Raw genomic sequence first — 22,240 nt, forward strand, 5'->3', positions numbered from 1 at the left:
CCGGGGCCCGGCAGCCGGGATAGAGTCCTCAGCCATGACGGCGCCACTTCCCCGCGACCTCGCTCGCCTGCTCCCGCACGCGATGACCCGGCTGCGGGCGCGGCTGCGGACCGAGTCCGCGCCCGCCGATCGGCGCTGGGCTTGGTCGCAGATCACCACGCTCAGCCGCATCGGCGAGGAAGGGCCCACGACGGTCAGCGCCCTCGCCGCGGCGGAGCACGTCCGTCCTCAATCGATGGCCGAAACGGTGGCCGCCCTCGACCGCGAGGGCCTCGTCGACCGCGGCCCGGACCCCACTGACGGACGCAAGACGCTCATCTCGGTGACCCCCGCGGGCCGCAAACTGCTCTCGGCGATTCCCGCGATCCGCGAGGCCTGGCTCGAAGAGGCCATCGAGAAGCACCTCTCATCCGCCGAGCGCCGGACGCTGGCGAAGGCGGCGCAGATCATGGAGCGCCTCGCCGACGGCTGACTCAGGACTCGTGAGTGTTTAGAACGGTTAGAACCGTTCTAAACACTCACGAGCTCTCTGCTACCCTCGACCGAGCTAACACTTTATGACGTAAAGAGATGGAGCTGGGCATGGTTGAGGCCACCTTGGCCGACGGCAGTGTGCTCGAGATCGAGGTCCACGGTGACGGACCGGTGGTGCTGCTCCCGGTGAACCCGCGACCGGTCGAAGGCGCGCAGGCCGAGGCGATGCGGCAGTGGGGCGCGGACCCGGCGCTCGGGCGGTCGCTGATCGACGGGCTGGCCGGGTTCCGCGTGGCCGCCTTTGATTACGAGGGGCACGTGATGGCGCATCCGCGGCCGGACAGTCTCACGCCGGACGCCGTCGTCGCTGATTTTCTGGCTGTTGCGGATACGGTGCAGGCGCCGCGGTTTGCCTACTACGGTTATTCCTGGCTGGCGTTGGCCGGGTTGCAGCTGGCTCTGCGGACCGACCGGCTCGACGGATTGGCGATGGGTGGCTTCCCGCCGATCGACGGGCCGTACCGGGAAATGCTGGCGGTCACGCGGGCCACCCACGAGATGGCCGTCGCCGGGCCGTCCGGAACTCCCCAGAACGCCGAAAAAGGGGACTGGGACTCCGTCGAAGTCACTATGTCGACCGGCCAGACCCGGCAGTTCGTCACGCTCTACGAGGCCCTGAAAGGCTTCGACGACCACGCGGCCCGGCCGGCCTGCCCGCGGCTGTGCTTCGCGGGCTCGGCCGACCGGATCGAGTACGGCGAACGCTGGGGCGGCGTGACGGTCGACATCGTGGGCCCGTTCGAGAACAGCCGCGCCGAACTGGCCGAACGGGGCTGGACCGTCGAGGTTCTCGACGGGCTCGACCACATGACTGCCATGCAGGCCAAGGCCGTCCTGCCCGTGCTGCGGCCCTGGCTCGAACAGCTCTACTGACGCAGGTAACGCACCTGCCCGGGCTTCGCGGCGTCGAAGTCCGGGCGGCCGGCGAGGTGCTCCGGCACGCCGACCTCCCACCACGCGCCGGCTTCCGTCCAGGCCGAAGGCTGCGTCCGCACCACAACCACCGCCGGACGGCTTTCTGCGACGGCGGCGGCGCGGGCTTTCGCGTACGCGCCGCGCACGTCGTCCAGCGACGTCGCGGTGAAGACCGCGCAGCCCAGCGACTCGGCGTGACGCGCGAAGTCCACGCGTGGCGGCGAAGCGTGCGAAGTGCGGCAGTCGGCGTAGAAGTTGTTGAACGGCTTCCCGCCCTGTCCCTGCTGAAGCCGCGCGATGACCGCGTAGCCGTCGTTGTCGCAGACGACCGCGACGAGCGGGTGGCCCGCGAAGGCGGCGGAGAACAGGTCCGAGTTCAGCATCAGGTACGAGCCGTCGCCCAGGAGCGTGGTCACCAGGCCCTCGGTGTGCGCGATCGCCGCGCCCCACGCGCCGGACAGCTCGTAACCCATGCAGGAGAAGCCGTACTCGACGTCCATGCTCACCTCGCCGGAGCCGCGCCAGCCGCCGATCAGCTCACCGGGCAGGCCGCCCGACGCGGTCATCACGTAGTCGCGCGGCTCCGACAGGTCGTTCACCACCCCGACGACCTGCGCGTAGCTGGGGATCTCCGACGGCGCGGCACGCAGCGAGTCGATGTGGGCGTCCCAGCGGGCCCGCTCCTCGGCCGCCCGCGCCGTCCACTGTGGATCGACGCGCCAGCTCTCCAGCTGCGCGCTGAGGTCGGCAAGTCCGGCGTCCGCATCGCCCACCACGGCGAGCGCGCCGTGCTTGACCGCGTCGAACCGGGCCGCGTTCAGCGTGACCAGCCGGACGTCGGGGGAGAACACGGTCCACGACGCCGTGGTGAAGTCCTGCAGCCGGGTCCCGACCGCCAGCACCACGTCGGCCGCCGCGGCCATGACGTTCGCCGAGGTCGAGCCGGTGATGCCCAGCGGACCGGCGTGCAGCTCGTGGGTGTGCGGCACCAGCGTCCGGCCCGCCGTGGTCTCCGTGACCGGAATCCCGTGCCGCTGCGCGAAATCCAGCGCGCGGCGGCCGGCGCCCGAATAGCGGACGCCGCCGCCCAGCACCAGCAGCGGACGGCGGGCCGAGCGCAGGGCGGCGGCCGCCTCGGTCAGCGCGCGGCGGTCCGGCCGCGGGCGCGGCAGCCGGTGCGTGACCGGCTCGAACAGTGCCTCGGGGAAGTCGTAGGTCTCGGCCTGGACGTCCTGCGGCAGCGCCAGCGTGACCGGCCCGGCGTCCGCGGGATCGGTGAGCACCCGCGCGACCTGCGGCAGCGTCGCCAGCAGCTGCTCGGGCCGGGTGATCCGGTCGAAGTAGCGGCTGACCGCGCGGAAGGCGTCGTTGACCGTGGCTGTGCCGTCGTGGAAGGGCTCCACTTGCTGGAGCACCGGGTCCGGCGCGCGGCTGACGAACGTGTCGCCCGGCAGCAGCAGCACCGGCAGCCGGTTCGCGTGCGCGACCCCCGCCGCGGTCACCATGTTCAGCGCGCCCGGCCCGATCGACGACGTCACCACGCCGACCTGCCGACGCTGTGTCGCCTTCGCATAGCCGACGGCCGCGAGCGCCATGCCCTGCTCGGTGTGCCCGCGCCAGACCGGAATCCGGTCGCGTTGCTCTTCCAAGGCGGTGCCGAGGCCGAGCACGTTGCCGTGCCCGAAGATCGCGAACACCCCGGGGAACAGCGGGACCTCGCGCCCGTCCAGGGTTTCCGAGCGCTGCGCGAGCAGCCAGCGCACCAATGCCTGTGCCGTGGTGAGCCTCAGTGTCTTGCGGGGGCCGAGCCCCCGCGCCCCCGCCGGGAGCTCTGCCCCCGGACCCCATGAAGAATTCATGAGACCCGCCCTTCATAACTGGTGACCGGGCACCGCGGGTCCAGGTAACTGTCCGGCCAGGTGTCGCGGACCCAGCCGTGCGCCGGGTCGTCGCAGAACGCCATGGACCGCTCCTCGGCCGGGCCGGCCAGCACGTTCAGGTAATACATCGGGTAACCCGGCGCCGCGACGCAGGGGCCGTGATATCCGCGCGGGATCAGGAAAACGTCGCCGTCGCGCACCGCCACGTCCTCGTTCAGCTCGCCATCCGCGGTGTACGTGCGGTGCAGGCCGAAGCCCTCGCGTGAAGGCGTGACGCCGTCCCGCCCGGCGATGCGGAAGTAATAGACCTCTTCGTTGACGACCTCGCAGTCCGAGGCCTCGTCGTGTTTGTGCGGCGGGTACGAGGACCAGTTGCCGCCGGGGGTGATCAGCTCGCACGCGTTCAGCTTGTCCGCGTGGTCCCACACCCCGGGCGTGCCGAAATTGGTCACCTGCCGAGTCGCCGGCCCGGCGCCGCGCACCTCCACCGGCACGTCCTCGGCCGGGCCGTACTTCGGCTCCAGCCGGCGGGTGCACCGGGCCATCGGCAGCGCGACCTCGGCGCCGGTGGTCGAGGTGAGCACGACCTCGGCGTCACGCGGCACGTAGACGAAGTCCGTGACCCGGCTGAACACCGACTCGCGGCCGTCCAGCTCGAACTCCTCGCCGTCGACGCGGACCGAGAGCGAGCCGGACAGCGGCAGCACGAACGCCTCGAACTCGCCGGTCTCCACCACCCGCGGCAGCCGGGTGCCGACCTTGAGCACCTGCAGGCCGGTGTACGCCCAGCCCGCCGCTTCCGGGGTCAGCCGGACCGGGTCGACGCCGTCGGTCAGTGTCCCGAGTGGACGGTGCAGCTGGCTCACTTCGCGGCCTCCAGGGTCTTCGCGGCGGCTTCCACGGCGGCGCCGACGTCACCGTCCGGCGGGTACAGCAGGCTCCGGCCCACCACCAGCCCGCGCACCACCTCGTGGCGCAGGGTGCGGCCCCACGACACCAGGTCGGCGGCGGGGTCGCCGCTCGGCACCCCGCCCAGGATCACCACCGGCAGCGTGGTGGCGCCCAGCACGGCGGCGTCCTCAGTGGACGGGAGCTTCAGCCAGGTGTGCGCGGACGAGACACCGATGCCGGACGCCACAGTGACGGCCCGCGCCAGCGACGTCGCGTCCTTCTGCAGCACCAGCCGCCCGTCTTCACGCGTGTACGGCAGCGGCTCGACCATGGCCATCATGCCGAACGCGGCCAGTTCGGTGACCGCGTCCGCGCAGGCCTGGAGGGTCGGCACCGTGCCGGCGTCGGAGTCGACCAGGCGCAGCAGCATCTTGCCGCCGTCGAGCCGGGAGTCGACCAGCGAGGACGCGTGGTAGCCGGTGAACCGGTCGTCGATCTCCCAGTCGGCGCCGGCCAGCCCGCCGCGGTTCATCGAGCCGATCACGACCTTGTCGTGCAGCGCGTCGAGCAGCAGCAGCTCCTCGACCACGTCGGGGGTGCCGAGCAGGCCGTCCACGGCCGGGTTCGCCAGCGCCACCAGCAATCGCTCCAGCAGCGAGCGGCGGTCGGCCATCGCCAGCGGGTCGCCGCCGACGCCGAGCGCGCCGCGGGCTGGGTGGTCCGCCGCCACCAGGAACAGCGTTCCCTTGTCCGACAACAGGTTCTCGCGCCGTCGTCGCGAGGCGTACGCGCGCCGTACCGCGCCCGGGTCGGTCGCCCGCACCCGCAGCAGCTCGCTCCAGCGCGCGTCGGTCAGCAGGGGCGTCACAGCATCTCCTCGATTTCGGCGGCGGTGGGCATGGCGTCGGCGCAGGCCAGCCGCGAGGCGACCAGAGCGCCCGCCGCGTTCGCGTACTCCGCGATGCGCACCGGGTCCCAGCCGGACAGCAGCCCGTGCACCAGCGCGCCGCCGAAGCCGTCGCCGGCCCCGAGGCCGCAGACCACCTCGACCCGTTGCGGCGGCACGGTCCAGCGGCCCTCGGGGGTGGCGACCAGCACGCCGTCGGCCCCCTTCTTGATCACGGCGAGCCGCAGGCCGCGCGCGAGCATCCGGTCCGCCGCCTCGTCCGGCTCGGCGGTGCCGACGGCGACCTCTGCCTCGGCCCGGTTGCCGACCGCGACGGTCACGTGGTCCAGCATCCAGCCGATCTCCGCCCGCGCCGTGGCGGCGTCCGGCCAGAACATCGGCCGGTAGTCCAGGTCCAGCACGGTGTGCTCGCGCCGTCCGCGGGCTTCCAGCATCTTGCGTTGGGTGGCCCGCGCCGGTTCGGTGGAGACGCCGGTGCCGGTCACCCAAAGCAAAGGCACCGAACGCACGACGTCCCACGGCACGTCCGCCTCGGTCAGCGTGAGGTCGGGCGCGATGGGGGAGCGGTAGAACAGCAGCGGCGGGTCGGCGGGCGGGTTCAGCTCGCAGAACACCACCGGCGTCTGGAGCTCCGGCGAGGTGCCGACGTGCTCCGGCGTGACGCCGAACCCGCTCAGCGCCTGGCGCACGTAGTCGCCGAACCCGTCCGGGCCGACTTTCGTCAGCACGCCGGTGCGGCGCCCGAGCCGCGCGGCGGCGACCGCGACGTTGGTCGCGGTCCCGCCGAGCGACTTGGCGAAGGTGGCCACCTCGGCCAGCGGCACGCCGCTCTGCTCGGGGTAGAGGTCCACCCCGACCCGGCCGACGGTCAGTGCTTCGATCGTCGTCTTGGTGCTCATGCTCTCCTCGATCGTCACAGCCACCTCCGCGGGACCACCTGCGTCAGGGCGTCTCCGCGGCCCGCAGCTCGTGTTCCAGCGCTTCCAGTTCGGCGCCGCCCGCCATCTGCCGGGTCAGCTCGCCGATGTCGATCTCCGGCTTCTCGTACGAGCCGAGCGCCGCGCCCCGCTTGAGCAGCAGGAACCGGTCCGCGACCGGGTACGCGTGGTGCGGGTTGTGCGTGATGAGCACAACGCCGAGCCCGCGGTCACGGGCCTGCGCGACGTACTTGAGCACCACCCCGGCCTGCTTCACGCCGAGCGCGGCAGTCGGCTCGTCGAGGATCAGCACCTTGGCGCCGAAGTGGACCGCCCGCGCGATCGCGACGCATTGCCGCTCACCACCCGAGAGCGTGCCCACCGGCTGTTCGACGTCACGAAGGTCGATGCCCATGTCGGCCAACGCCTTCTTGGTGGTCTCCCGGCCCTTCTTCCGGTCCAGCGCACGGAACGGGCCGAAGCCGACCGTGGGCTCGGAGCCGAGGAAGAAGTTGCGCCACACGCTCATCAGCGGCACCACCGCGAGGTCCTGGTACACCGTGGCGATGCCGCGGTCCAGCGCCTCGCGCGGCGAGGTGAACCGCACCGGCTCGCCTTCCACCAGGAACTCGCCGCGGTCGTGCTGGTGCACCCCGGCCAGGATCTTGATCAGCGTGGACTTCCCGGCGCCGTTGTCGCCGAGCACGCAGGTGACCTCGCCCGCGTTGACCACAGTGGACACATCGCGCAGCGCCACCACGCTGCCGTACATCTTGCCGATGTCCTTGACTTCGATCAGCGCGTTCATCGCCGGACCCTTTCCGCGCGTCGCCGGAAGGCGTTGTTGACCAGGACCGCGGCCAGCAGCATGATGCCGAGGAACAGCATGAACCAGTCGCTGTCCCAGCCGGCGAACACGATGCCCTGGCGCGCCATGCCGAAGATCAGCGCGCCGATCGCCGCGCCCACGGCCGAGCCGAAGCCGCCGGTGAGCAGGCAGCCGCCGATCACCGCCGCGATGATGTACTGGAACTCCAGCCCGATGCCCTGGTTCGCCTGCACGGTGGCGAACCGCAGGATGTTGATCGAGCCGACCAGCCACGCCGCGAGCGCCGTGCCCATGAACAGCAGGATCTTCGTGCGCACCACCGGCACGCCGACCGCGCGGGAGCTGGGCGAGGAGCCGCCGACCGCGAAGATCCAGTTGCCGAAACGCGTGCGCACCAGCAGCCATGAAGCCACCGCGGCGACGCCGATCCACCACACGATGGAGATCTGGAACGGCGTGCCCCCGATGTCCACCGTGGAGGCGAACACGAACCCGGCCGAGGCGTAACCGTCGGTCGAGCGCATGCCGGACACCTGCACGGTGCCGGTCACCAGCCGCGTGACGCCCAGGTTCAACCCCTGCAACGCGAGGAACGTGCCGAGCGTGACGATGAAACTGGGCAGCCCGGTTTTCATCACCAGCCAGCCGTTGAACGCGCCGACCGCCAGCGCGAACACCAGCGAGACCAGCAGCGCCAGCCAGACGTTCCAGCCCGCTTCGGTGGCGAGGATCGCCGTGACCAGCGAGGTCGACGCCGTCATCACGCCCGCGGACAGGTCGAACTCGCCGCCGACCATCAGCAGCGAGACGGCGACGGCCATGATGCCGAGCGTCGCCGCGTCGTCGAGCCAGGTCGCGGCGCCGCTGGCGCTGAAGAACTTGTCCGTGACAAAGGTGAAGAACAGGAATACGACAATGGCGCCGAGCAGCGAGCCGATCTCCGGCCGGACGATCAGCCGGTCGCGCAGCCGCGGTTTCACGAACCGCTCGTCGAGCGTGGTGGTGGTCATCGGGTGCCCCTTTGCACGTACTGGCCGACCTTGTCCACTGTGGATTTGTCGACCAGGTCGGGGCCGGTGAGCACCGGCTTGCCGCCGCCGACGACGTTCGCGTTGTCCCGGTAGAGCTTCAGGAACATCACCGGCAGGTAGCCCTGCTCGTACTGCTGCTGGTCGACGGCGAAGAGCACGTCGCCGGTCTTGATCGCGGCCACCACGTCGGAGTTCAGGTCGAACGTGCCGACCTGCGCCTTCGAGCCCACGGTCTTGATCGCGCTCACCGCGCGCGCCGCCACTTGCGAGCTCAGCGTGAGCACCGCGTCGATCGACGGGTCGGTCTGCACCGCGCCGCGGATGCGCGACTCGGCGTCGGTGGGGTTGGTGATGTCCACCTGCAGCGTCTGCACGGCGCCGCCGAACCCGGCCTTCGCACCGTCGCAGCGCTGCGCCTGGCCGACGTTGCCGGCCTCGTGCACGACGCAGAGCAGCTTCTTCTTGCCCAGGTCCTTGAACCTCTTCCCGGCCTCCTGCCCGGCGATCGTCTCGTTCTGGCCCACGTGGGTCAGCGCGCCGAACGCCGCGCTCTTGTCCTCGCCGGAGTTGATGGTGATCACCGGGATGCCCGCGTGCACCGCCGCCTCGATCGAGGGCTGGAGCGCCTCCGGGTTCGCCATCGACACCACCAGGCCGCCGATCTGCTGGGCGACGGCATTGTCGATCAGCTTGGCCTGGGCACCCGGGTCGCCGTCGGAGTTGTACTCGACCTGCACGCCCAGGTCCTTGCCGGCTTGCTCGGCGCCGTTTTTCACCACGTTCCAGAACGCGTCGCCCGCGGTGCCGTGCGTGATCACCGCAACCTTGAGCGGGCCGCTGCTCTCCACCGGAGCGCCGGTGGGCGGGGCCTTTTCTTCGGCGGCCGGGCCGGTGCACGCGGACAGCAGCAGCAACCCGGCCACGGCGGCCAGGCCGGCTTTGACCCGGCCGATCCCGGGCCGGCGCGGCCGGCCGCGCTTCAAGCGATGGGACATCGTCGTCTCTCCTCGCTTCTTCCTTCGGTACGCGTCAGCCGAGCCGGCTGACGATTTCGCCGAGGTGGGCGAGGCTGGCCGCCACGTCCCGCTTCGGCAGGTCCACCGGGCTGCGCTCGTCCAGCGCGGTGTCCTGCTCGAGGACGTACCAGCCGTCGTAGCCCGCTTCGTGCACGAAGCGAACCATGGCTTCGATGTCCACGTCACCCTCTCCGAGCGGGACGTACAGGCCCTGGCCCACCGCCTCGGCGTACGGGACCTTCCCGGCGCGGACGGCCTCGGCCAGCTCGCCGCGCACGTCCTTCAGGTGCAGGTGCCCGACGCGGTCCGGGAACTTCCTGGCCAGCTCCACCGGGTCCGTGCCGCCGATCAGCAGGTGGCCGGTGTCCAGGCACAGCGGCAGGTCGGAGTCGGCGAGGAACCGCTCGACCTCGGCCTGGCTCTCGGCGTGGGTGCCGACGTGCGGGTGCAGCACGGTGGTGAGCCCGTGCGCCGCCGCCACGTCCCGGATCTTCGCCGCGGTGCTGATCAATGTGGACCATTCGGCTTCGCTGAGCGCGGGCCGTTCGTCGTAGCCTTCGAGCCCGGTCGCCGCCGCGAGCACCAGCACTTCGGCGCCACACGCGGCGAACAGCGCGGCGGAGTCCTCGGCCTCGGCGAGCGCGGCTTCGGGATTCTCGTGCAGCACCACGGCGAGGAAGCCGCCGATCAGCCGGAGTCCGTGGCTGCCCAGCAGGGTTTTCAGTTCGACGGGGTCGCGTGGCAGATATCCGGGCGGGCCCAGCTCCGTGGCGGTGACCCCCAGCTCGGCCATCTCGCCCAGCACGGTCGGCGCGTCGAGCACCCGGCCCCAGCCGGGCACTTCGCACACGCCCCAGGAGATCGGCGCGGCGGCGATGCGGATGCTCGGCTTCGCGGTCATGGATCCCTCTCGGTGAGTCGGCTGCTCTGTGGTTGAACGGCTCTGTGGTTGGCAGCGCTGCGATTCGGCAGCCCGGTGATGCGCCCGGACGGCCCTTCGGCACGGCGCCCGGCGGGGTGGCGTTGGAGCGCTCTATTGATTGGAGCGCTCTAATAATGTAACGTCCGGCACAGCGAAGTCAAGGCCGGATGCCGGCTCCCATCCCAGGCTCGGAGGTCCGCGAATGGTGAGGCCCACCATGGAGGACGTCGCCGCGCGGGCGGGCGTTTCCCGGGCGCTGGTGTCCTTGGTGATGCGTAATTCGCCGAAGGTTTCGGCGATCCGCCGTCAGGCCGTGCTGGCCGCGGCCGACGAGCTGGGCTACTCGCCGCACGTGATGGCCCGCTCGCTGGCCAGCCGCACGTCCACTGTGCTCGGTGTGATGGTGAGCGACCTGCGAAACGCCTTCTTCGCCGACGTTGTTGAGGGGCTCGACGCGGCGGCGCAGACGGCCGGGTTCGACCTGATCCTCAACACCGGCGGGCGGATTCCGGCACGGGAGAGCGCGGCGTTGCGGAGCCTGCTTTCCTTTCGCCCGGCCGGAATCGTGCTGCTCTCGCCGGTGGTGCCGACGGCCGCCCTCGAAGCGGCCGGGCTCCAGTGCCCGACCGTGCTGGTGTCCCGGACCTCGCGGGTGTCCGGCGTCGACACGGTCAACGACGACGGCGAGGTCGGCTCCCGGCTGGCCGTCGACCACCTGGTGAGCCTCGGCCACCGGCGGATCGCGCACCTCGCCGGCGGTCTGGCGGTCAGCACGGCCGCCGCGCGCCGGCGTGGGTACCAGGCCGCGATGCTCGAGCACGGGCTGGAGCCGATCGTGGTGCGCAGTGAGCACACCGACACCGCCGGGGAGAAGGCCGTGCGGGAGCTGCTGTCCACCTACGACCGGGCGGACTTGCCGACCGGATTGTTGGCGGGCAACGACTTCAACGCCGTCGGCGCGATCTCGGCGCTGGAGGAGAACGGCCTGCGCGTGCCCGGCGACGTCTCCGTGGTCGGCTACGACAACACGTCGCTGGCCAGCCTCCGGCACATCTCACTGACCACTGTGGACCAGCCGCGCACCGAAATGGGCCGGCTGGCCCTCGAAACCCTGCTGGAGCGGGTGCGCGGCGAGCGCGCCAAATCGGTCCGGCACCTGCTGCAGCCCTCCCTGGTGGTCCGCTCGACCACCGCGCGCCGCTAGATCCGTTCCAGGAGTGGAGAACCCCGTGACCGAACTCGTCCAGCACTGGATCGACGGCGTCCGTGCCCCCGGCGTCTCGAGCCGCCGCGGCGACGTCTTCCAGCCCGCGACCGGCGAGGTGGCCCGTCAGGTGGTGCTCGCCGGGCAGTCCGATGTGGACGCCGCGGTCGCGTCGGCGGTGAAGGCCTCGCGTGACTGGGCCGACAGCTCGCTTTCGCAGCGCGCGAAGGTCATGTTCGCGTTCCGCCAGCTCGTGGTGGACCACCGGGACGAGCTGGCCGGGTTGATCACCGCCGAGCACGGCAAGGTGCTCTCCGACGCCGCCGGCGAGGTCCAGCGCGGCCTCGAGGTGGTGGAGTTCGCCTGCGGCATCGCGCAGGTGCTCAAGGGCGAGCGCTCCGAGCAGGTCTCCCGCGGCATCGACGCGTATTCGCTGCGGCAGCCGCTCGGCGTGGTCGCCGGCATCACCCCGTTCAACTTCCCGGTGATGGTGCCGATGTGGATGTTCCCGGTCGCCATCGCCTGCGGGAACACCTTTGTGCTCAAGCCTTCCGACCGCGACCCGTCGGCTTCGGTGCGGCTGGCGGAGCTGTTCGCCGAGGCCGGCCTGCCGCCGGGCGTGCTCAACGTCGTCCAGGGCGACGCCGAGGCGGTGAACGCGCTGCTCACGCACCCGGACGTCGCGGGCGTCTCGTTTGTCGGGTCCACCCCGATCGCGCGGCACGTCTACGAAACGGCGACGGCCGCGGGCAAGCGGGTGCAGGCGCTCGGCGGCGCCAAGAACCACATGGTCGTGCTGCCGGACGCGGACCTCGACGGCGCGGCCGACGCCGCCGTGTCCGCCGGTTACGGCAGCGCGGGCGAACGCTGCATGGCCATCTCCGTGGTCGTCGCGGTCGGCGAGACGGGCGATGCGCTGGTCGAGGCCATCGCCGAGCGCACCCGCCAGCTCAAGACCGGCCCGGGCACCGACGAGGCCTCGCAGATGGGCCCGGTCGTCACCGCGGCCGCGCGGGACCGCGTTGTGTCCTATGTAGACGCTGGGGAGGCGGCTGGCGCGAAGCTGGTCGTCGACGGCCGTGGCTGCGCACCCGATGGGCACAGCGACGGTTTCTGGGTCGGCCCCACGCTGTTCGACCACGTGACGCCCGAGATGAGCGTGTACACCGACGAGATCTTCGGCCCGGTGCTCGCCGTGGTGCGGGCGGATTCGTTCGAAGCCGCGCTGGAACTCGTCAACGCCAACCCGTACGGCAACGGCACCGCCATCTTCACCGCCGACGGGCTGGCCGCGCGCGAGTTCGAGCGCCGCGTGACGGTCGGCATGGTCGGCATCAACGTGCCCATCCCGGTCCCGATGGCCTACTACTCCTTCGGCGGCTGGAAGGACTCCCTCTTCGGCGACACCCACGTGCACGGGGCCGAGGGCGTCCGCTTCTACACCAGGGCCAAGGCCGTGACGTCGCGCTGGCCGCGCCAGGCCCACGGCGTCGACCTCGGCTTCCCGACCCACGGCTAGCTCACTGCTTCACCCACGTACCAGCAAGAGGAGTTCAACGATGAGGTTGGGACTGGCCGGGACCGGCCGGATCGGCACCGCGCACGCCGAGACGCTCAAGGGGTTCGAAGACGTCTCTTCGCTGATCGTCGCCGACGTCGACACGGCGCGGGCGCGGGCCACGGCGGCCAAACTCGGCGTCGAGGCCGCGGACGACATCGACGCGCTGTTCGGCGCCGGGCTCGACGGGCTGGTGGTCACCGCGGCCACGGACGCGCACCCGGGCCTGATCATCCAGGCCGTGGACGCGGGCATCCCGGTCTTCTGCGAAAAGCCGGTGGCCGCGGACATCCCCGGCACGCTCGCCGTGCTCGACCGGATCGAGGGCTCGGACGTGCCGGTGCAGATCGGCTTCCAGCGCCGGTTCGACGCCGGCTACCAGGCCGCGCGCGCGGCCGTGGCGGGCGGCGAACTCGGCTGGCTGCACACGGTGCGGGCCACGACGCTGGACCCGGCGCCGCCGCCCGCGGAGTACGTGGCCCATTCCGGCGGCCTGTTCCGCGACTGCGGCGTGCACGACTTCGACATCATCCGCTGGGTCACCGGCCGCGAGGTCGAAGAGGTGTACGCGCTGGGCGCCAACCGCGGCGAGGCCTTCTTCGCCGAAGCGGGCGACGTCGACACCGCCGCCGCGACGCTGACCCTGGACGACGGCACCCTCGCCACCGTCTCCCTCACCCGCTACAACGGCGCGGGTTACGACGTGCGCTTCGAGGCCCTCGGCTCGACCGCGAACGTGGTGGTGGGCTTGGACGACCGCGCGCCGCTCCGCTCGGTCGAGCCCGGCTTCGCGCCGTTGCCCGGACCGGCGTACCCCGGCTTCATGGAGCGGTTCCGACCTGCGTATACCGCGGAGCTGAAGGTGTTCCTGGACGTCGCCGCGGGCCGCGTGCCGAGCCCGGCCGGCGGCCGGGACGCGCTGGAAGCCTTCTACATCGCCGAAGCCTGCGAGGTCTCCCGCCGCGAGCGCCGGCCGGTGCGGGTGGCCGAAGTCCGCCGTTGAGGGGCAACGACTTCGTGGTCAGGGCCGCAGCAGTTTGCGGGCCGACCGGGCCACCAGCTCGGCGGCCTTGGGCGGGGGAGTGCGGCCGGCCGTGAGGTAGCGGTGGATCACCGCGCGCGGGACCTCGACCAGTGCCAGCACCACGTCTTCGGCGGAGCAGCCGGTGCTCGACGGAAGGGCCGCGGTGGCGTGTTTCAGCGCGGCCTTCAGCTCGTCTTCGGCGCGGGCGAGTTCGGCGGTCGCCGCGGCCGACCACAGCGCCGGGGAGAAGGCCTGCAGCCCGGCGTCCAGCACGCGGGCCCGCGCGGGATTGGCGCGGCACCAATGCACCACGCTCGCCGCGGCGGCCACAGCGGTGTCGAGCGTCGCCGCTTCGCCGAGCGTGGCGAGGTAGCTGTCCTGAAAGGCGCGCAGGGTGCCGATCCACAGGTCGGCCAGCAGCGCCGGGCGGTCGGCGAAGCGGTGGTAGATCGAGCCGCTCGGCGCGCCCGCGGCCTTCGCCGTCGCCGCCATCGTCACGGCCCGGGCGCCGCCCTCGGCGAACAGCGTGGTGGCCGCGTCGAGGAACTGCTCGGTGCTGTACGCCGGAGGTCTGCCCATGTTGTAGAGACTATGCTCTAATACGTTCTAGAGGAAACCCTCCAGAACGGAGCCTTGAGATGGTCCGCAACGTGCACTCCCGCCGTTTTCCCGCCCCCGTGGCCGAAGCGGAAGCCCTGCTCGACACCCTGGGCACACCGGAGGACCGGCTCTGGCCGGGCGAGGACTGGCCGCCCATCGCGTTCGACCGTCCGCTCGCGCCCGGCCTCACCGCGGGTCACGGCCCGGTGCGCTACGTGGTCGAGTCCTTCGACCGGCGCTCGATCCGGTTCCGGTTCACCCAGCCGCGCGGGATCCGGGGGCACCACGAGTTCCGCGTGGCCGAGACCGGGGACGGCTGCGAGCTGAGCCATGTCCTCGCCGGACAGTCCCACGGGCTGGGCCGGCTGAGCTGGCCGCTGTTCTGGCGGCCGTTGCACGACGCGGTGCTGGAGCAGCTGCTCGACCGCGCCGAACTGGCTCTGACCGGCCACGTCCGCGTGCCGGCGCGCTGGTCGCCGTACGTCCGGCTGGTGCGCGCGGCGCAGTCCGTGGTGGTAAGCGGTATTACCAGGTCGCATTCCCGGGAGCGTCGTGCCAAGCTTCCCGGGTGACCGGACTTTCTGACTTCGAGATCGTCCTGACCCCGCTCGACGAGCCGTCACTGGCCCGGCTGCTCGAGGCCGCGGTCGCCGACGCCGATCCGCACGAGGTGATGCCGCCGGTCGAGGGACCGCCGGGCTGGACCCCCGAGCGGCGTGAGGCGTTCCTGGCCTTCCACCGGCGGCGCTCGCTCGACCCGGACACGGCGATCGAGACCACCTGGCTGATCGAGGTCGACGGCCGGGCGGCGGGGGCCGCGCGCCTGCAACCGGTACACGGCGGGTCGGCCGTCGAAGTGGAGGCCGGGGTGTGGCTCGGCCGCTCGTGCCGCGGCCGCGGCATCGGCAAGCGCGTGGCCGAAGTACTCCTGGAAGCCGCGCGCGACGGCGGCGCAGCCCGGTTCATCGCCTCGACCACAGTGGACAACGCGGCCGCGCGCCGGCTGCTCAGCGGCACCGGTGCCGACCTCGACGTGCACGGCGGGGAAGTAGACGCCCGCCTGGAGTTGTGACCAGGCCGGGAGAAGCAGGACGGCCCGCCCTCACGAGGAAGGAGGGCGGGCCGTTCTCTTGTTGTCGATCGGGCCGCGGCTCGACCTTGTGCCCTGAAGGCCACCATGAGGGCATCTACGTCCCTCATGGTGGCCTTCAGAGCATGTCGTAGCAGTGGGGGACTGCTCAGCCGAGTTGCAGCTCGGGTGAGTAGATGTCCAGCCAGTGGTACAGGTCGAGCATCCGGTCCAGGCCGCCGCGCTCGGTCATCGCCATCGTCGCCGGGTCCACTTGGGACACACGCTGCGCCCACTCGCGGTCGACCAGGTCGAAGACCCGGCTGTTGGGCTCCGCCAGCACTTCCTTGACCTGCTGCTGCAGCGCGGCGGCGTAGCCCGGGTCCTGAGTGGACGGATACGGGCTCTTCACGCGGTCGCGCACGGAGTCCGGCAGCACGTGCTTGGTGGCGTGGCGCAGCAGGCTCTTCTCGCGGCCGTCGAAGGTCTTGAGCGACCACGGCGTGTTGTAGACGTACTCGACCAGCCGGTGGTCGCAGAACGGCACGCGCACCTCCAGCCCCACGGCCATCGACGCGCGGTCCTTGCGGTCGAGCAGGGCCCGGACGAACCGGGTCAGGTGGAGGTTGCAGACCGTGCGCATCCGGGCTTCGCGCGCGGACTCGCCGTCGAGGTGCTCGACGGCGGCGACCGCGGTGCGGTACTCGTCGGCCACGTAGGCGTCGACGTTCAGCGCGGTGGAGAACTCGTCGGTGAGCAGCGAGCCGCGGCCTTCGGTCATGCTGCTGCGGAAAGCCAGCCAGGGGAAGGTGTCCGCGTTCACCGCCTGCTCGTCGTGGAACCAGCGGTAGCCGCCGAACACCTCGTCGGCCGACTCCCCGGACAGCGCCACCGTCGACTCGCCGCGGATCGCCTTGAACAGCAGGTACAGCGAGGTGTCCATGTCGCCCATCCCGGCCGGGATGTCGCGGGCGGTGATCACCTTGCGGCGCACCGACGGGTCGCTCAGCTCGGCCGGGTTCAGCATCACGTCCTTGTGCGCCGAGCCGACCAGGTTCGCGACGTCGCGGATGAACGGCGAGTCCGCGGTGTCGCGCATCTCGTCCGGCTTGAAGTTCTCCTCCTGGCCGAAGAAGTCGACGGAGAACGTCCGCAGCTGCTCGCCCTGCTCGGCCAGCCGCGCGGCGGCGAGCCCGGTCACGGCGCTGGAGTCGAGGCCGCCCGAGAGCAGTACGCAGCGCGGCACGTCGGCGATCAGCTGGCGGTGGACGATGTCGGTCATCAGCTCCCGCACGCGGGCGACCGTGGTCTCCTGGTCGTCGGTGTGCTGCTTCGCGTCGAGCTTCCAGTACGTGCGGGTGCGGATGCCCTCGCGCGAGACGGTGACGATCGTGCCCGGCTCGACCTCGCTCATGTCCTTCCACAGCGACCAGCCCGGGCGCTTGGTGAAGGTGAACAGCTCGCGGAAGCCGTCGGTGTCGACCACGCGCTTGGCCAGCGGGTTGGCCAGGATGGCCTTCGGCTCGGAGCCGAACAGCACGCCGTCGCGGGTCGGGTAGTAGTAGAAGGGCTTGATCCCCATCCGGTCTCGGATCATCACGAGCTTCTGGTCGCGCTCGTCCCAGATCGCGAACGCGTACATGCCGTTGAGGTGGTCGACCACCTCGTCGCCCCATTGCAGGTAGCCGTGCAGCACGACCTCGGTGTCACTGTCGGTTTCCCAGGTGTGCCCGAGTTTGGTCAGTTCTTCACGAAGTTCGGTGAAGTTGTACGCCTCCCCGCTGTAGACCATCGCGATCTCCCCGCGCGGGGTGCGCAGGCTCATGGGCTGGCGCCCGCCCGGCAGGTCGATGATGGCGAGCCGGCGGTGCCCGAGGATCACGTTGCGGCGCACCCAGGTGCCCCGGTCGTCCGGGCCGCGGCAGGCCATGGTCTCGGTCATCGCGTCGGCGACTTCCTGCCGTTGTGTCAGATCAGCTTCGTAGGAAACCCAGCCGGCGATTCCGCACATCTGGTTGCCTCCATATTTGCTTAGCCAGTACAACTATCTGAAACACAGGTGTAACACGGCTGGAACATCTTGTCTGCCCGAATTGCACGCTCTGTCGCCGTTCCACTACCTGCTGTGGCGTGTGTCACTAAGCAACTACACGTAGTCACAGGCGGGTTTTCCCGAACGGCGCAAGGCCCGGCGGTGGTGGGGGTCACCCGCCGTCAAGAACGCGTAAACGGCCGTATGGGCGGCGTCAAGGAGCCGTCAGCCACAGCCCGCCGGCCTGGGCCGGGACCGCACAGTGACGGCACGTCCGCCGGTCACCCGACTCGGGTGACCTGTCTTGAGAGGTGCCTAGTGGCCGACTTGCTGTACGCCGTCTTGCTGATCGGCGTGTTCGTGGTGCTGGCTTTGACGCTGCGCGGACTGGAGAAGCTGTGAACGGCGTCTCGGCTGCGGCCAACATCGTCGGCGGTCTGCTGGCGCTGGGCCTGATCGTCTACCTGTTCATCGCGCTCGTGAGGCCGGAGAAGTTCTGATGCGTCCCGACATGCTTTTTCCCGTGGAGGGACCGAAAAATGAGTGACACTGCGGCCGGCCTGATCCAGGTCGGCCTCCTGCTGGTCGCGCTGGCGGTGGTCTACAAACCACTCGGCGACTACATGGCCCGCGTCTTCTCGGCCGAGAAGCACTCGCGGTTCGAGAAGGGCTTCTACAAGGTGGTCCGGGTCGACCCGGCTTCCGAGCAGCGATGGCCCACCTACGCCGCCGGCGTCCTCGGCATCTCGCTGGCCTCGATCGTCCTGCTGTACCTGCTCCAGCGGCTGCAACCGTTGCTGCCATGGAATTTCGGGCGCGGCTCGGTCTCGCCGGGCGTCGCGTTCAACACCGCGGTGAGCTTCGTGACCAACACGAACTGGCAGTCCTACGTCCCCGAGACGGCCATGGGCCACTTCGTGCAGATGGCCGGGCTGACGGTGCAGAACTTCCTCTCCGCGGGCGTCGGCCTGGCCGTCGCGATCGCGGTGACCCGCGGGTTCATCCGCTCGCGCACCGACCGGCTGGGCAACTTCTGGGTGGACCTGACCCGCGGCACCATCCGGATCCTGCTGCCGATGGCGTTCGTCTTCGCCATCGTGCTGATGGCGCTGGGCGTCATCCAGAGCCTGCACTCCGGCGTCGCCGTGACGAACCCGGACGGCAGCCAGAGCACCATCGCGCTGGCCCCGGCGGCGAGCCAGGAGGCCATCAAGGAACTCGGCACCAACGGCGGCGGCATCCTCAACGCCAACTCCGCGCACCCGTTCGAGAACCCCAGCGTGTGGTCGAACCTGGTGGAGCTGTTCCTGATCCTGGCCATCCCGGTCAGCCTCACCCGCACGTTCGGCAAGCTGGTCGGCAACAAGAAGCAGGGTTACGTGCTGCTGTCGGTGATGGGCCTGCTGTGGGCGGCCATGGGCGCGGTCACCTGGCTGTCCGAGGCGCTGACGAAGAGCCCCGCCGCGTTGGCCGCGGGTGCGAACATGGAAGGCAAGGAACAGCGCTTCGGCCTGAGCCTGACGTCCATTTTCGCTGATACCACAACAGGAACGTCCACCGGCGCGGTCAATGGCGCCCACGACAGCCTGTCCGGGCTCGGCGGCGGCGGGCCGTTGCTCAACATGCTCTTCGGCGAGATATCGCCGGGCGGCGTCGGCACCGGCCTGTACGGCATCCTCGTGATGGCGATCATCGCGATGTTCCTGGCCGGCCTGATGGTCGGGCGCACCCCGGAGTACCTGGGCAAGAAGCTCGGCAAGCGCGAGGTCACCTGCGCCGCGATCTCGATGCTGGCCATGCCCACCGTCGTGCTGATCGGCTCCGGGATCGCGCTGATGATGCCGGACACCTTGGGAGCTCTCGGAAACAGCGGTGCCCACGGGCTGTCCGAGATCCTCTACGGCTACGCGTCCACCGGCAACAACAACGGCAGCGCGTTCGGCGGGCTGACCGCGACGAGCAACTGGTTCGAGTCGTCGATGGCCGTCTGCATGGCGCTCGGCCGGTTCGTGCCGATCATCGCGGTGCTCTGCCTGGCCGGCTCGCTGGCCTCGCAGAAGAAGGTCCCGGAGACCGCGGGCACGCTGCCCACCACCGGGCCGCTCTTCGGCACGATGCTCACCGGCACCATCGTGCTGGTCGCGGCTCTTACGTTCATCCCGGCGCTCGCGCTCGGGCCCATCGCGGAGGCGTTGGCATGACAGTCACGGAAGAACGGACCCCGTTGGAGGGTCAGCAGCACCACGCGGAGAACGCGGGCCGCGTCGGGGCGGGGGTGTTCAGCCCGCGCCAGCTCTGGACGTCGTTGCCGGACGCGCTGCGCAAGCTGAACCCGAAGCACCAGCTGAAGAACCCGGTCATGTTCGTGGTGTGGGTCGGCTCGGCGCTGACCACCGTCTTCGCGATCACCGACCCGAGTGTGTTCACCATCCTGATCGCGATCTGGCTCTGGTTCACCGTGCTGTTCGCGAACCTGGCCGAGGCGGTCGCCGAGGGCCGGGGCAAGGCGCAGGCCGAGTCGCTGCGGAAGTCCAAAAAGGAGACTGTCGCGCGGCGGCTGACCGAGGACGGCTCCGAGGAGCGCGTGCCCGGTGTGGACCTGCGGATCGGCGACCTGGTGGTGGTCGAGGCCGGCGAGGTCATCCCGGGTGACGGCGACGTGGTCGAGGGCATCGCGACCGTCGACGAGTCCGCCATCACCGGCGAGTCGGCCCCGGTCATCCGCGAGTCGGGCGGTGACCGCTCGGCCGTCACCGGCGGCACCACGGTGCTGTCCGACCGGGTCGTCGTGAAGATCACCACCAAGCCGGGCGAGTCCTTTGTGGACCGCATGATCGCGTTGGTGGAAGGCGCTTCGCGGCAGAAGACGCCGAACGAGATCGCGCTGACGATCCTGCTCGCCACGCTGACCATCATCTTCCTGCTCGCCGTGGTGGCGCTGCAGCCGATGGCGGCGTACTCGGGCAGCGAGCAGTCGGTGGTGGTGCTGACCGCGCTGCTGGTCTGCCTGATCCCCACGACGATCGGCGCGCTGCTGAGCGCGATCGGCATCGCGGGCATGGACCGGCTGGTGCAGCGGAACGTGCTGGCCACCTCCGGGCGCGCGGTGGAGGCCGCGGGCGACGTGTCGACGCTGCTGCTGGACAAGACCGGCACCATCACCTTCGGCAACCGCAAGGCCACCGAGCTGATCCCGGTCGGCGAGTCCACTCAGGACGACCTGGCCCGCGCGGCCCGGCTGTCCAGCCTCGCCGACGGCACGCCCGAGGGCCGCAGCATCGTCGAGCTGATCGCCCGCGACCACGGGCTGCCGGGCCAGGCCGACGAGGACGAGAAGCTGGCCGAGTTCGTGCCGTTCACGGCGCAGACCCGGATGAGCGGCATCGACATCGGCGGGCGCCAGGTCCGCAAGGGCGCCACCGCGGCCGTGCGCCAGTGGGTGCGCGAGCGCGGCGGCGACATGCCCGACGAGACCGAGCGCGTGGTCGACGGCATCAGCCAGCAGGGCGGGACCCCGCTGGTGGTCGCCGAGGCCGACGGCGGGCGGGCGTTCGTGCGCGGCGTGATCCGGCTGTCCGACGTGGTCAAGCCGGGCATGAAGGAGCGGTTCGCCGAACTGCGCACCATGGGCATCAAGACAGTGATGATCACCGGCGACAACCCGCTCACCGCCAAGGCCATCGCCGAGGACGCGGGCGTCGACGACTACCTCGCCGAGGCCAAACCCGAAGACAAGATGGCGCTGATCAAGAAGGAGCAGGAGGGCGGCCGGCTGGTCGCGATGACCGGCGACGGCACGAACGACGCGCCCGCGCTGGCCCAGTCGGACGTCGGCGTCGCGATGAACACCGGCACGTCGGCCGCGAAGGAGGCCGGCAACATGGTCGACCTCGACTCCGACCCGACGAAGCTGATCGAGATCGTGGAGATCGGCAAGCAGCTGCTGATCACCCGCGGCGCGCTGACCACCTTCAGCGTGGCCAACGACCTGGCGAAGTACTTCGCCATCCTGCCCGCGATGTTCACCGGCATCTTCGCCCAGCTGGGCGCGCTGAACATCATGCACCTGGCCACGCCGAAGTCGGCGATCCTGAGCGCGGTCATCTTCAACGCGCTGATCATCGTCGCGCTGATCCCGCTGGCCCTGCGCGGCGTGCGGTACCGGCCGTCGTCGGCGTCCGCGCTGCTGCGGCGCAACCTGCTCATCTACGGCCTCGGCGGCATCGTCAGCCCGTTCCTCGGGATCTGGCTGATCGACCTGCTCGTGCGGCTCATTCCGGGAATCGGGTGAAGAACGTGAACACCATGGTGAAACAGACGTGGGCGGGCCTGCGGGTCCTCATCGCGATGACAGTGCTGCTGGGGCTGATCTACCCGCTCGCGGTGTGGGCGGTCGGGCGGATCCCCGGCCTGGAGTCGAACGCCGAGGGCTCGATCGTCACGCGGAACGGCCAGGCGGTGGGCTCTTCGCTGATCGGGATCGACCCGGTCGCGGCGGACCCGGCGCACGACCCCTGGTTCCACAACCGGCCTTCGGCGCTTTCGAAGGACGCGCTCGGCCCGGCCGACCCGTCGACCTCCGGCGCGTCCAACAAGGGCCCGTACAACGAGGACCTGGTGAAGACGATCACCGAGCGGAAGGACGCGATCGCGAAACGGGAGGGCGTCAGCCCCGCCCAGGTGCCGGCCGACGCGGTGACCGCCTCGGGCTCGGGCCTGGACCCGTCGATCAGCGTGGCGTACGCGGACCTGCAGATCGCCCGCGTCGCCAAGAACACCGGCCTCTCCGAGGACAAGGTGCGCCGGCTGGTCCAGGCGAACACCTCGGGCGACGGGATCGGCGTGCCCGGCGTGAACGTGCTCAAGCTCAACTTGGCCGTGCATTCGGCCGCGCCTGGAGCACACTGACAG

General features: G+C 70.7%; 21 protein-coding genes. 11 read left to right on the forward strand and 10 right to left on the reverse strand.

Annotation, left to right across the window (positions count from 1 at the left end):
- Positions 1 to 34: 34 nt before the first annotated feature.
- Together OG371_RS25810 and OG371_RS25815 are read left to right on the forward strand one after the other, a co-directional pair.
- Complete coding sequence (locus OG371_RS25810; RefSeq protein WP_329057713.1) at positions 35 to 472, forward strand: MarR family winged helix-turn-helix transcriptional regulator; 438 nt, start codon at positions 35 to 37, stop codon at positions 470 to 472.
- Positions 473 to 582: 110 nt separating this feature from the next.
- Positions 583 to 1,407 carry an alpha/beta fold hydrolase gene (locus OG371_RS25815; RefSeq protein ID WP_329057715.1) on the forward strand — a complete coding sequence of 275 codons (825 nt, stop codon included), beginning with the start codon at positions 583 to 585 and terminating at the stop codon, positions 1,405 to 1,407.
- Here OG371_RS25815 and iolD read toward each other — a convergent pair.
- The 8 genes from iolD to OG371_RS25855 form a co-directional block, all read right to left on the reverse strand.
- The gene (gene iolD, locus OG371_RS25820) at positions 1,401 to 3,239 is read right to left on the reverse strand and encodes a 3D-(3,5/4)-trihydroxycyclohexane-1,2-dione acylhydrolase (decyclizing) (RefSeq protein ID WP_329073264.1); all 1,839 of its coding nucleotides are present in this window, start codon (positions 3,237 to 3,239) and stop codon (positions 1,401 to 1,403) included. The two genes, OG371_RS25815 and iolD, sit on opposite strands and share 7 nt — an antisense overlap.
- A gap of 65 nt (positions 3,240 to 3,304) precedes the next feature.
- Positions 3,305 to 4,195, reverse strand: a complete 891-nt coding sequence (gene iolB / locus OG371_RS25825; RefSeq protein ID WP_329057717.1) for a 5-deoxy-glucuronate isomerase — start codon at positions 4,193 to 4,195, stop codon at positions 3,305 to 3,307.
- Entirely contained in the window at positions 4,192 to 5,088 is an 897-nt protein-coding gene (locus tag OG371_RS25830; protein WP_329057719.1) for a Cgl0159 family (beta/alpha)8-fold protein, read from the reverse strand. The genes iolB and OG371_RS25830 overlap by 4 nt, the downstream gene beginning before the upstream one ends.
- Positions 5,085 to 6,026, reverse strand: a complete 942-nt coding sequence (gene iolC / locus OG371_RS25835; RefSeq protein WP_329073265.1) for a 5-dehydro-2-deoxygluconokinase — start codon at positions 6,024 to 6,026, stop codon at positions 5,085 to 5,087. Before iolC ends, OG371_RS25830 begins: the two co-directional genes overlap by 4 nt.
- A gap of 43 nt (positions 6,027 to 6,069) precedes the next feature.
- The gene (locus tag OG371_RS25840; protein WP_329057720.1) at positions 6,070 to 6,852 is read right to left on the reverse strand and encodes an ATP-binding cassette domain-containing protein; all 783 of its coding nucleotides are present in this window, start codon (positions 6,850 to 6,852) and stop codon (positions 6,070 to 6,072) included.
- Positions 6,849 to 7,883: an ABC transporter permease gene (locus OG371_RS25845; RefSeq protein WP_091623513.1), complete on the reverse strand. Its 1,035-nt coding sequence runs from the start codon at positions 7,881 to 7,883 to the stop codon at positions 6,849 to 6,851. Before OG371_RS25845 ends, OG371_RS25840 begins: the two co-directional genes overlap by 4 nt.
- A complete protein-coding gene (locus OG371_RS25850; protein ID WP_329057723.1) occupies positions 7,880 to 8,899 on the reverse strand; it encodes a sugar ABC transporter substrate-binding protein in 1,020 nt (339 codons plus the stop codon). Before OG371_RS25850 ends, OG371_RS25845 begins: the two co-directional genes overlap by 4 nt.
- Positions 8,900 to 8,933: 34 nt before the next feature.
- A complete protein-coding gene (locus OG371_RS25855) occupies positions 8,934 to 9,821 on the reverse strand; it encodes a sugar phosphate isomerase/epimerase family protein (protein ID WP_329057725.1) in 888 nt (295 codons plus the stop codon).
- Between the two features lie 223 nt (positions 9,822 to 10,044).
- Here OG371_RS25855 and OG371_RS25860 point away from each other — a divergent pair, with 223 nt between their 5' ends.
- The 3 genes from OG371_RS25860 to OG371_RS25870 are packed head-to-tail and all read left to right on the forward strand — an operon-like array spanning position 10,045 to position 13,607.
- Entirely contained in the window at positions 10,045 to 11,046 is a 1,002-nt protein-coding gene (locus OG371_RS25860; RefSeq protein WP_329057727.1) for a LacI family DNA-binding transcriptional regulator, read from the forward strand.
- A 25-nt stretch (positions 11,047 to 11,071) separates the two neighbouring features.
- Positions 11,072 to 12,565 carry a CoA-acylating methylmalonate-semialdehyde dehydrogenase gene (locus OG371_RS25865; protein WP_329057729.1) on the forward strand — a complete coding sequence of 498 codons (1,494 nt, stop codon included), beginning with the start codon at positions 11,072 to 11,074 and terminating at the stop codon, positions 12,563 to 12,565.
- A 40-nt stretch (positions 12,566 to 12,605) separates the two neighbouring features.
- Positions 12,606 to 13,607, forward strand: a complete 1,002-nt coding sequence (locus OG371_RS25870) for a Gfo/Idh/MocA family protein (RefSeq protein WP_329057731.1) — start codon at positions 12,606 to 12,608, stop codon at positions 13,605 to 13,607.
- Between the two features lie 18 nt (positions 13,608 to 13,625).
- On the opposite strand, the gene OG371_RS25875 is transcribed toward OG371_RS25870, so the two are convergent.
- Positions 13,626 to 14,207 (reverse strand): TetR family transcriptional regulator, encoded by a 582-nt coding sequence (locus tag OG371_RS25875; protein WP_329057733.1) that lies wholly within the window; start codon positions 14,205 to 14,207, stop codon positions 13,626 to 13,628.
- A gap of 59 nt (positions 14,208 to 14,266) precedes the next feature.
- On the opposite strand from OG371_RS25875, the gene OG371_RS25880 reads away from it, so the two are divergent.
- Together OG371_RS25880 and OG371_RS25885 are read left to right on the forward strand one after the other, a co-directional pair.
- A complete protein-coding gene (locus OG371_RS25880) occupies positions 14,267 to 14,800 on the forward strand; it encodes an SRPBCC family protein (RefSeq protein ID WP_329057735.1) in 534 nt (177 codons plus the stop codon).
- Positions 14,797 to 15,300, forward strand: a complete 504-nt coding sequence (locus tag OG371_RS25885; protein ID WP_329057736.1) for a GNAT family N-acetyltransferase — start codon at positions 14,797 to 14,799, stop codon at positions 15,298 to 15,300. The genes OG371_RS25880 and OG371_RS25885 overlap by 4 nt, the downstream gene beginning before the upstream one ends.
- A gap of 166 nt (positions 15,301 to 15,466) precedes the next feature.
- Here the strand turns inward: OG371_RS25885 and asnB are convergent, their stop codons facing one another.
- Positions 15,467 to 17,308 carry an asparagine synthase (glutamine-hydrolyzing) gene (gene asnB, locus OG371_RS25890; protein ID WP_329057737.1) on the reverse strand — a complete coding sequence of 614 codons (1,842 nt, stop codon included), beginning with the start codon at positions 17,306 to 17,308 and terminating at the stop codon, positions 15,467 to 15,469.
- A 419-nt stretch (positions 17,309 to 17,727) separates the two neighbouring features.
- Between asnB and kdpF the strand changes: the two genes are divergently transcribed.
- From kdpF to OG371_RS25910, 4 genes are read left to right on the forward strand one after another with little or no spacing between them, the layout of a single operon-like run.
- Positions 17,728 to 17,829, forward strand: a complete 102-nt coding sequence (gene kdpF / locus OG371_RS25895) for a K(+)-transporting ATPase subunit F (RefSeq protein WP_329057738.1) — start codon at positions 17,728 to 17,730, stop codon at positions 17,827 to 17,829.
- Between the two features lie 39 nt (positions 17,830 to 17,868).
- The gene (gene kdpA, locus OG371_RS25900) at positions 17,869 to 19,530 is read left to right on the forward strand and encodes a potassium-transporting ATPase subunit KdpA (RefSeq protein WP_329057739.1); all 1,662 of its coding nucleotides are present in this window, start codon (positions 17,869 to 17,871) and stop codon (positions 19,528 to 19,530) included.
- A complete protein-coding gene (gene kdpB / locus OG371_RS25905; RefSeq protein ID WP_329057740.1) occupies positions 19,527 to 21,620 on the forward strand; it encodes a potassium-transporting ATPase subunit KdpB in 2,094 nt (697 codons plus the stop codon). The genes kdpA and kdpB overlap by 4 nt, the downstream gene beginning before the upstream one ends.
- Before the next feature lie 5 nt (positions 21,621 to 21,625).
- Positions 21,626 to 22,237: a potassium-transporting ATPase subunit C gene (locus OG371_RS25910; RefSeq protein WP_329057741.1), complete on the forward strand. Its 612-nt coding sequence runs from the start codon at positions 21,626 to 21,628 to the stop codon at positions 22,235 to 22,237.
- Positions 22,238 to 22,240: the final 3 nt, after the last annotated feature.

The sequence above is a fragment of the Amycolatopsis sp. NBC_01480 genome, assembly GCF_036227205.1.
Lineage (GTDB): Bacteria > Actinomycetota > Actinomycetes > Mycobacteriales > Pseudonocardiaceae > Amycolatopsis.